6 protein-coding genes are annotated in these 10,631 nt (G+C 75.8%); 5 read left to right on the forward strand and 1 reads right to left on the reverse strand.

The genetic code is table 11. The features are described from left to right. Positions 1-201 precede the first annotated feature (201 nt). From KBX06_RS17975 to KBX06_RS17985, 3 genes are all read left to right on the forward strand, one after another. Complete coding sequence (locus tag KBX06_RS17975) at positions 202-3,231, forward strand: hypothetical protein (RefSeq protein ID WP_210836301.1); 3,030 nt, start codon at positions 202-204, stop codon at positions 3,229-3,231. 80 nt (positions 3,232-3,311) lie between these two features. Further along, positions 3,312-3,704, forward strand: coding sequence for a hypothetical protein (locus KBX06_RS17980; protein ID WP_210836302.1), 393 nt, complete (start codon positions 3,312-3,314; stop codon positions 3,702-3,704). A 66-nt stretch (positions 3,705-3,770) separates the two neighbouring features. After that, positions 3,771-4,184 carry an SgcJ/EcaC family oxidoreductase gene (locus tag KBX06_RS17985; protein ID WP_210836308.1) on the forward strand — a complete coding sequence of 138 codons (414 nt, stop codon included), beginning with the start codon at positions 3,771-3,773 and terminating at the stop codon, positions 4,182-4,184. Between the two features lie 267 nt (positions 4,185-4,451). On the opposite strand, the gene KBX06_RS17990 is transcribed toward KBX06_RS17985, so the two are convergent. After that, positions 4,452-7,916 (reverse strand): BTAD domain-containing putative transcriptional regulator, encoded by a 3,465-nt coding sequence (locus KBX06_RS17990; RefSeq protein WP_247686130.1) that lies wholly within the window; start codon positions 7,914-7,916, stop codon positions 4,452-4,454. A gap of 358 nt (positions 7,917-8,274) precedes the next feature. Between KBX06_RS17990 and KBX06_RS18000 the strand changes: the two genes are divergently transcribed. Further along, the gene (locus KBX06_RS18000; RefSeq protein WP_210836309.1) at positions 8,275-8,943 is read left to right on the forward strand and encodes a DUF899 domain-containing protein; all 669 of its coding nucleotides are present in this window, start codon (positions 8,275-8,277) and stop codon (positions 8,941-8,943) included. Between the two features lie 31 nt (positions 8,944-8,974). After that, positions 8,975-10,576, forward strand: coding sequence for an MFS transporter (locus tag KBX06_RS18005; RefSeq protein WP_210836310.1), 1,602 nt, complete (start codon positions 8,975-8,977; stop codon positions 10,574-10,576). Positions 10,577-10,631: the final 55 nt, after the last annotated feature.

Consider the following 10,631-nt stretch of genomic DNA (forward strand, 5'->3'; position numbering starts at 1 on the left):
CCCATCGCCCGGTGACGGGATGAGCGCACGACGGGAGATGCGGGGCCCGGAGGGGCCGGACGACGATCCTGATGACCAGGCACCACCGATGACCGCCGTACGTGTGGCGGACCGAACGGCGGAGGGGGAAACAGGGTGGGCGAGAAACGTGCGGCAACCGGTAGCGGAGGGCGCCGCCGAAGGGCCGTCGCGGTCGGGGGCGTGGCGACCCTGGCGGCCGTACTGGTGATCACCGGGCAGCAGACCCCCGCGGTCGCGGGCGGCGACGCGGAACCCGCGCCGGCGCCCGCCGGCCAGTCCGACCATCGGGTCACCCTGATCACCGGTGACCGGGTCACCGTCTCCCCGGACGGCGCGCGGGTCACCGTGACCGCCGCCCCGGGCCGCGCCGGCACCCGTTTTACGAGCCACCGCGCCGGCGGGCACCGCACGGTCCTCCCGGAGGACGCCCGCCCGCTGGTCGCCGCCGGGCTGCTGGACCGGCGCCTGTTCGACGTCACGGCACTGGTCCGGGCCGGCTACGACGACGCCCGCAGCCCCGGGCTGCCGCTGATCGTGACGCGACGCGGCGCCGATCCCGCGGCCGGTCTGACCGGGCCGGGGCTGCGCACGACCGGCCGGTTCGCCGTAGCCGGGGCGAGCGCGGTGACCGTGGTCAAGGCGGACGTCGCCTCGGCCTGGTCGGCGATCCACGAGCAGCGGGCCGGCATCGAGCGGATCTGGCTGGACACGCCGTTGACCCCGGCGCCCGTGCCGGCGCCGTCCACCGACCTGCCCCCGGCCCCGTCGGCGGGCGGCGCCGCGCCGACCGTGGCCGTGCTGAGCACCGGCGTCGACGCCGAGCGGGCCGGGCCGGCCGTACGGGTGGCGCACCGGCGGGTCTTCGTCGGCGCGAGCACCGGTGACCGGCACGGGCACGGCACCCGTACCGCCGCCGCCGTGCCCGGCGCGACGCTGCTCGACGGCAAGGTCTGTGCCGACGACGGCCGGTGCCCCGAGTCGGCGGTCCTGGCCGGCCTGGAGTGGGCCGCCGGCCGGGCCGACGTCGTCGACCTCGGCGTCGGTGGCGCGGAGCAGTTCGGCACCGGCCCGCTCGGCCGGGCGGTCGAACGGATCAGCGAACGCACCGGGGCCCTCGTGCTGACCCCCGCCCCGGACGGGCCCGCCGCGCCGGGACCCGGCGCCCGGACGACCGCCACCCACGACGGGCCCGACGGGCGTGCGACCGGGCTGCCGCCGTCCGGCGCGGTGACCGGCGCGGCCCTGCTCGCCCGGCGTCACCCGGACTGGTCCGCGGATCGGCTCCGCGCCGCCCTCGCCGCCTCCGAGGTGGACGGTGCGCTCGACGCGGCGGCGCTGGCCCGGCGGAACGCACTCCCGGCCACGGCGCTGCTCGACTTCGGCGTCCAGCGGTGGCCGCACACCGACGACCGGCCGCGGCAGCGGACGCTCACCTGGCACAACCACGGCGACCGGCCCGTCGAGCTGCGGCTCGACGCCGCGCTGACCGGCCCCGACGGCACGCCCGCCCCCGCCGGGGCGCTGCGGCTCGACGCGGCCACGGTGACCGTGCCGGCGGGCGGATCGGCGAGCGCCACCGTCACCGCAGACACCCGCCACGACGGGCCCGACGGCCGCTACACGGGCACCGTCACGGCCACCCCGGCCGACGCGCCCGACCTGGCCGTCCGCTCGCGGGTCGAAGTGGAGAAGGAGGTCGAGAGCCACGCGCTCACCGTCCGGCACCTCGGGCCGGACGGTCGGCCCACCGGCCGGGCGGAGACGATGGTGCTGGACCTCACCGGCGAGCTGCGGGCGCTGCTGTACGGCGAGGACGGCGTCGCCACCGCCCGGCTGCCGAAGGGCAGCTACGTCCTCGTCGGCGACGTTGTCGACTTCGGCGACACCGAGTCGACCTGGCACCGCCTGGTCCAGCCGGAGCTGGTCCTCGACGCCGACGCCACGGTGACCATGGACGCCCGGCGCACCGCCCCGGTACGCACCACCGTGCCCCGCCCGGACGCCCGCACCGCCATCGTCGACCTCGGCTTCGACCGGCGCGCCGAGGACGGCACCGGGTTCGGCCTCGCCCTGGCCCTCGACGGCTTCGAGGGGCTGCGCTCCGGGCAGCTCGGCCCCGACCTGCCCGCCGAGCGGATGACCGGCTACCTCCACTCCGCCTGGGCCGTGCCCGGCCCGGCGGGCGACTTCCGCGACACCCCCTACAGCTACGGGCTGCTCGACACCCGCCCGGGCGGCTTCTTCACCGGCTTCGACCGGAAGGTGGCCGATCGGGACCTGGCGACGGTGGACAGCCGGCTGGTCGCCCAGGTGACCGGCCGCGCGGCGACCAAGGCCATGTTCCCCACCGCGCCCGGCGTCAACGGCACGCTGACTCCGCTGCTGCCGTACAGACTGCCGGCGCGCACGACGCACCTGCTGGAGGGCGGTGCGACCCTGTGGAGCGCCGCCTTCGGCGAGAACGTCCCAGGCGGGGACGGGCTACCGGTCGAGATCACGGCCTTCGGCCAGGCAAACCAGTCGTACCAGGCCGGGCAGCGGTACACCGACCGGTGGAACGCGGCGGTGTTGGGGCCGATGTTCGACTTCGCCGGTCACGCCGGCCGGCGCGGCGACACCGTCTGGTTCGGCATCCCCATGTACTCCGACCAGGACGGGCACCGGGCCGGCTCCCTCACCGACGCGGCGTCGACCCGGATGTACCGCGACGGCCGGCTGGTGGGCGCCTCCGGCGCCGGGAACCTGGAGGCCGAGGTGCCGCCGGGGCCCGCGACGTTCCGCGTGGAGAAGCGGACCAGCCGACCGTCGTACTCCGGCCTGTCGACGCGGGTGGACGCGACGTGGACGTTCCGGTCGGGCACCGCCGGCGAGGCCGACGAGATCTTCCCGCTGTGGGTCGTCCGGTACGCGCCGACGGTCGACGACCACAATGTCACCCGCTGGGCGCCGGTGACCCTGCTGCCGGTGTCGGTGATGTCCCAGCCGGAGGCCCGCGTGGGTCGGGTCCGGCAGCTCACCGTGCGGGTCTCCGTCGACGGGGGCCGCACCTGGCGCAAGGCCCCGGTGGTGCTGGCGGGCGACGGCGGCTACCGCGCCGTGGTGCACGCGCCGAGAGGCACCCGGACGGTGTCGCTGCGCGCCACCCTGGTCGACTCGCACGGCAACCGGCTGGACCAGACCATCGTCGACGCGTACCGGTTCGCGAAGTGATCCGGTACGACACGGGCAGGCCGGCCGCCGCTCCCGCGCCCCGGTGCGGGAGCCGGCCGGCCGGCCGGACAGGAGGAAACATGGCAACGGTATCGAGATGGCTGTCGGTGACGCTGGCCGTCGTCCTCGCCGTCGGCGCGGCCGGTTCGGGCCCGACCGCCGCCGCGGCGGCGGTCGCGGAGCCGCAGAGCTGCATAAGCGCGCCGAGCACCCCGGAGAAGAGCCCCACCGGCGTGATGGTCCGGAGCGTCGCGACCAACGACTGCATGGTCCTCGCGGTCATCTGGCTGATGCGTTACGAAACCACCGACACCGGCTGGCGGACGGTGCTGGATCGCTACATGGAACCCGGGTCGACGACGCGGCTCGAATTCCCGTGCCGGGCCAGCGGCACCCGGATCTACCGGTCCGTCGTCTGGGACCCGAACATGATGGCCTACGTGACCTCTCCCGAGGTCCGCATCACCTGCTGACCCGCCCACGCGGCCCGCACGTCCGGACGCCCGCGGCGTACCGGTCAAACGAGGAGGAGGAACGACATGTCCGCAGGCAATGCCGCCGTCGTGAGCGACGAGACGGCCGTACGGGACGTCGCGCGACGCATCGTGACGGCCTGGGCGGCCAACGACGCCGACGCGTTCGCGGCGATCTTCGTCGAGGACGGCACGCTCATCGGCGACGCCTACATGAAGGGCCGGGAGGAGATCCGCTCCTACATGGCCGCCGGCTTCGGCGGGCCGTACGCGGGGACCCGGGTCCTCGTCGAGCCGCTCGACGTTCGCTTCCTGACCGACGACATCGCGTTGCTGGTGACCCAGGGCAGCGTGCTGTTGGAGGGGGAGACGGAGTTCGTCGCCGAGCGCGCGTTCCTCGCCACCTCGACGGTGGTCCGGGTGGACGGGGGGTGGGGCATCGCCGCCTACCAGAACTCCAAGGGCACGGCCAACCGCTGACGGCACGCATCCGGCAATGGGCCGCCCGGCCGCCGACGCCCTCCGCCGCGCCCACGGGGCGTACGGGGTGCGTCGGCGCGTCCGGGTGGCCCCTTGTCGGGTGCCGGCCGCGCGCACCGGCGACGCCCGGCCTGCCCGCGGCCGTTCGGGCCGGCTCGTTCACGACGGCTCGGCCGAGGCCCGGTTCGCAGCGTCCCGCCCGTCTCGCCCGTTCCGCCCGTTCCGCCCGTCCGCGCGGGCTGTGCCCGGGCCGGTCTGCTCGCGTGCTCAGGCGGGGCGGGGAAGACCGGCCACCAGCGAGCGGTAGGCCTCGGCGGGGGAGAGCGCCGTGCCCCGCTCGAACTCGCCGGCGAACGCGGCCGCGCCGAGCGCGGCCCGCGCGGCCCCGGTGATCCGGTCGACGTCGCCACGTTCCCCGGCCGGCAGCGGCGCCCCCACCGAGGCCCGCGCCATCGCCGCCGCGCCGAGCAGCCGGGCGGCGTCGGCGGGCCGCCCGTCGAGCGTCGCCGATCCGGCCAGCCCTTCCAGCGCGAGCGCCTGCGCCCGGGGATCGCCGGTGGCGGTGGCGACGTCGAACGCCTCGGCGTGCAACTCGTGCGCGCTCCGGGCCCCGCCGCGCTGCTCGGCGACGAAGCCCAGCTCGGCCAGGAGCAGCGCGCGCACCACGTCGGCGTCCAGGCCCGGCTGGCGGGTCCACTCCAGGACACCCCGCAGCAGTTCCTCGGCGGCGTCCAGCCGGCCCTCGCGGCGGGCCCCGAGCCCGAGGCCGATCTGCGCGTACAGCTCCCCGGGCTTGAAGTTCTGTTCGGCGGCCAGCCGCAGCGCCCGCTCGTGGAACTCCCGGGCCCGGTCGTAGTCGCCGCTGAGCAGCGCGATCCGGCCCAGGCCGGAGAGCCGGTCGGACGCCTCCAGCCACAACCCGAGCTCCTCGGCCATCCGCAGGCCCTCCCGGTGCAGCCTGGTCGCCTCCGGGTAGTCGCCGACGGCCTCCGCCCGCGAGGTGAGCGCGAAGGACCCCTGGAGCTGGCCCCACCGGTCGCCCAGCTCGCGGAACAGCGCCACGCTGCGTGCGCCGTCCCGGCTGGCCGCCTCCAGGTCACCCCGGGACTGGGCGTGCCCGGCCCGCAGGCTCAGCGCGATCGCCACCCCCCACCGGTCGCCGAGCCGCTCGAACTGCGCCAGCGCGTCGTCGACCAGCTCCTGACTGGTCGCCACGTCGCCCGTGTTGAGCAGCGCGAGGCCGAGGAAGCAGGCGGCCCGCGCCCGCCCCGCCGGGTCCTCGTCCGGCGGCCAACCCGCCAGCGCCGGGCCCACCAGCGGGGCGTGGTCGCCGCCGGCCTCCAGCAGGGCGAGCCCGGCCCGCCAGCAGGTGGCCGCCGCCCGTAGCGAGGCCGGGACGGTGCCGGGCACGGCGAGCGCCGCCTCGATCGACCGGCGTGCCTCGCGCAGTCGGCCGCGCAGGTACCGGTACCAGGCCAGGGCGGTCGTCAGCTCCAGCGCGCCGGCCGCGTCGCCGTCAGCCAGCGCGCCGTCCAGCGCGAGGCGCAGGTTGGCCGTCTCCTGGTCCAGCTGCGCCAGCCAGCGCCGCTGCGCCGACCCGCGCAGCTCTTCGTCGGCCCGCCGCGCCAGCTCGACGTAGTGGCGTCGGTGGCGCCGGCGCACCACCGCCACCTCGTCGGCCTCGCGCAGCCGCGCCAGGCAGTACTCGGCCACCGACTCGAGCAGCCGGTACCGCGGCTCGCCGGCCCCCTCGGTCATCGCCACCAGCGAACGGTCCACCAGCCGGACCAGCAGCCCGAGCACGTCGCCGGCGGGCAGCTCCCGGTCGGCACAGACCGCCTCCGCGGCCTCCACGGTGCAGCCGTCGGCGTGCGCGGCGAGTCGCCGCAGCACCACCCGCTCCGGGTCGGAGAGCAGCTCCCAGCTCCAGTCGATCATCGCGCGCAGGGTCTGCTGGCGCGGCGGGGCGCCCCGGTGGCCGCCGGAGAGCAGCCGGAACCGGTCGTCCAGCCGGTCGACCAGCCCGTGCACGCCCAGCGCCCGCACCCGGGTGGCGGCCAGCTCCAGCGCGAGCGGCACCGCGTCGAGGCGGCGGCAGAGTTCGGCGACGGCGCGGGCGTTGGCCGCGTCCAGGGCGAACCCGGGGACGGCCGCGGCGGCCCGGGCGACGAAGAGCTGCACCGCGCTGGAGCGGGCGAGCACCTCGGGCTCGGTGACCTCCGGGTCGGGCAGCTCCAGCGGGGGGACCGGCCAGACCCGCTCACCGGCCACGCCGAGCGGGTCCTGGCTGGTGGCCAGCAGGCGTACGCCCGGGGCGTGGGGCAGCACCCGCTGGGCCAGCTCGGCGACCGGCTCCACGACGTGCTCGCAGTTGTCGAGGACCAGCAGCAGGGACCGGCCGCGCAGCACGTCGACGAGGCGGTCGGCGGGCGTGGCCGGGGCGCCCGTCGGCCCTCGGTCGGCCCCGGTGGCCTCGCGGATGCCGAGCACCGCCAGCAGCGAGCCGGCCAGCGCCGCGGGGTCGTCGGGGCGCAGCGAGGCCAGCTCGACCAGCCACACCCCGTCCGGGTACGCCTCGGCGAGCTGGTGGGCCGCCTCGACCGCCAGCCGGGTCTTGCCCACCCCGCCGGGGCCGACGAGGGTGATCAGCCGTTCGACGCGCAGCAGGTCGTGGACGTGCCGTACGGCCTCCGCGCGCCCGACCAGCGGCGTCAGCGGGGCCGGCAGGTTGGTCCGCGGCGGCACCCGTCCCGAGCCCGCCGGGGGCGGCGTGTTGGTGCTGCCGGCCGACCAGAGCGATCTCGTCAGGGAATCGTCCGCGCCGCGCGGACCGTCCGGGCCCGCCGGGCCGTCCCCGCCGCCCGCGCCGCTGGCACCGCCGGGGTCGCGCCGCCCGCCTGCGCCGCCCGGGCCAGCGGACTGGTTCGGGTCGGTGCGGAGGCCGGCCCGGCCGGTGAGCACCGCCGTCGCCGCCGGCGCGTCGGCGAGCAGCACCGGATCGTGCGCCAGGATCGCCCGGTGCAGCGCCACCAGCTCCGGCCCCGGATCCAGGCCCAGCTCGTCGGCGAGCTGACGGCGGAAGCGGGCGTAGCTCGCCAGCGCCTCGCCCTGCCGCCCGGCCCGGTAGAGGGCGCGCAGCTGGAGGGCACGGGCCCGCTCCCGGAACGGGTGCTGCACCACCAGGTCGGCGAGCTCTCCCACCAGTAGCTGGTGTTCGCCCAGGGCCAGCCGGGCCGCGGCCCGCTCCTCGACGGCCACCAGCCGCTGCTCCTCCAGCCGGGTGGCCAGCGCGCGGGTGAACGGCTCGTCGGCGAAGTCGGCCAGCACCGGGCCGCGCCACAGCGCCAGGGCCTCGTCCAGCAGCGTGACCCGGGCGGGCCACGCGGGCGTGCCGGTGGCCCGTTCGACCAGGGCGTCGAACCGGTCGGCGTCGGTCTGCCCGGGCGCGTGCAGCAGGTAGCCGGGCGGCCGGGACACCACCAGGTCCCGGCCGCCGGCCTCCGCGTCGTTCAACGCCCGCCGCAGCTGCCAGACCTTCGTCTGGAGGGCCCCGCTGGGGTTGGCCGGCGGCCGCTCGCCCCACAGGTCGTCGACCAGCCGGTCGACGGGCACGGGCCGGCCCTGGTGCGCCAGCAGGTCGGCGAGCAGGACACGAACCTTGAGATCGGGCACGTTGACCGGTGCGCCGTCCGTCGTCCAGACCGCCAACGGACCGAGGAGCCCGAAACGCATGGCGTCACCGTAGCGCAGCGCACCGACGGCGGGCGGTCACGTCGCGGCGCGGCGGCGCGGCGACCGGGAGCGTACCGGGAGTGAACCGGGAGTGGCGGGCGGCAGAGTGGGACGGGCCAGGGGGCAGGGCCGGCGACGCGAGGAGGGCACGCCGGAAGTCGCGGCACGACGTCGTCGCCGGTCGGTCCGTTCCGATCGGCCCCGCCGACCGGCCGGACGACGGGCCGCGTCCTCAGCGCGGGAGCGTGCCCACACGTGTGTCCCGGGCAGCGGCCCGCGTCGCCTCCGTACGGCGGCGCGCCCGCGCTCGTCGCCGTTTCCGGTGGGGGACAGCCGAGAACCACGAATGGAGAGACACATGAACCTGCCGACGATCGTGTCGCAGTCGGAATGGGAGGCCGCCCGGGGACGGCTGCTGACCAAGGAGAAGGAGGCGACCCGGGCCCGGGACGCGCTGGCCGCGGAGCGCCGTAGACAGCCGATGACGCGGATCCACAAGGAGTACGTCTTCGACGGCCCCGGCGGGAAGGCCAACCTGGCCGACATCTTCGACGGCCGGCGTCAGCTCATCGTCTACCACTTCATGCTCAGGCCGGGCGAGCCGCACTACTGCGAGGGGTGCTCGATGTTCGTCGACAACCTCGGTCACCCGGCCCACCTGAACGCGCGGGACACCACCCTGGCGCTCGTCTCGCGGGCGCCGCTGGCGGAGATCACCCCGTTCAAGGAGCGGATGGGCTGGACGGTGCCCTGGTACTCGTCGTACGGCACCGACTTCAACACCGACCTCGGGCTCACCACGAAGGCGGGGGAGTCGTTCGGGCTGAGCGTCTTCCTGCGCGACGGCGACGAGGTGTACCGCACCTACTTCACCTCGGAGCGGGGGGTCGAGTCGCTCGGCAGCAACTGGACCCTGCTCGACCTCACCCCGCTCGGCCGCCAGGAGACGTGGGAGGACACCCCGGACGGACGCCCACAGGCGGAGCCGTACGGCTGGTGGCGACTGCACGACGAGTACGACAACTAGGCGCCGCAGGCGACTCCGAGGAAGGACCACCATGGATGTGAACGCGAGCGAGGCGGAGCCGAGAGCGGGCCGGCGCGAGTGGATCGGCCTGGCCGTGCTCACGCTGCCCACCCTGCTGCTGTCGCTGGATCTCAACGTCCTCTACCTGGCGTTGCCCCACCTGAGCGCCGACCTGGCGCCGGACGCCGCCCAGCTGCTCTGGATCATGGACATCTACGGCTTCATGATCGCCGGATTCCTGGTGACGATGGGGACCCTGGGTGACCGGATCGGCCGACGCCGGCTGCTCATGATCGGCGCGGCGGCCTTCGGCGTGGCGTCGGTGATCGCCGCCTACTCCGACAGCGCCGAGATGTTGATCGCCACCCGGGCGCTGCTGGGTGTGGCCGGGGCGACCCTGATGCCCTCCACGCTGTCGCTGATCAGCAACATGTTCCGCAACCCGCAGCAGCGCACCATGGCCATCGGCCTGTGGATGAGCTGCTTCATGATCGGTGCGATCATCGGGCCGCTGGTCGGCGGCGTGATTCTCGAGTCGTTCTGGTGGGGCGCGGTCTTCCTGCTGGGCGTCCCGGTGATGCTCGTGCTGCTGGTGGCCGCGCCGCTGCTGCTGCCGGAGTACCGCAACCCGGACGCCGGCCGGCTCGACCTGTTCAGCGTGGTGCTGTCGCTGGCCACCATCCTGCCCTTCGTGTACGGCCTGAAGGAACTGGCGAAGGACGGTCTCGGCATCCGGCCCCTCCTGGCGATGATCGCCGGTGTGGTGGTCGGCGTGATCTTCGTGGCGCGGCAACGCCGCCTCACCAGCCCGCTGCTCGACGTGCGGCTGTTCGCCAACCGGACCTTCAGCGCGGCCCTGGGCATCATGTTGCTCGGCGGGTCGACCATCGGCGGAATCGCGCTGCTCTTCGCGCAGTACGCCCAGCTGGTGGAGGGCCTCTCCCCGCTGCGGGCCGGGCTCTGGATGCTGCCGTACGCGGTGTCCATGCTGGTCGGCGCGATGCTGGCGCCGGTGGTCGCGCAGAGGTTCGCCCCGGGCTACGTGGTGGCCGGCGGCATGGCGCTCGCCGCGGTCGGCTTCGCGCTGCTGAGCCAGGTGGGCACCGCCGGCGGGCTCGGCCTCGCGGTGACCGGCCTGGTGATCGTCTATCTCGGTTTCGGTCCCGGTGCCGTGCTGGGCACCGACCTGATCATCGGAGCGGCTCCCCCCGAGCGGGCCGGTTCGGCGTCGTCGATGTCGGAGACGAGCACCGAGCTGGGGGTGGCGCTCGGTGTCGCGGTGCTGGGCAGCGTCGGCACCGCCGTCTACCGCAGCGAGATCGCCCCCGCCCTCCCCGCCGACCTGCCCGCGCAGGTCCGGGAGGCGGCCGGTGACTCGCTGGCGGGTGCGAGCGCGATGACCGGGCAGCTCTCGGAGCAGACCGGCGGCGCGTTGCTCGAAGCCGCGAGGGCCGCGTTCACCAGCGGGTTCAACGTCGCTGGGGTGGTCAGCGCGGTGATCGCGGTGATCCTGGCCGTGCTCTCGGCGCTGCTGTTGCGCCGGGTACGCCCGGCGGCCGAGGAACCGGTCGTCGATGCCTCGGCGGTCCCGGCCGACGGCACCGACGAGACGCCCGCGTCGGTCCGGCACTGACGGACCGGTCGCGGCGCGACCGTGCGGCCGGGGTGGAGCGCTCCACCCCGGCCGC

The sequence above is a fragment of the Micromonospora sp. C31 genome (assembly GCF_018070575.1).
Lineage (GTDB): Bacteria > Actinomycetota > Actinomycetes > Mycobacteriales > Micromonosporaceae > Micromonospora.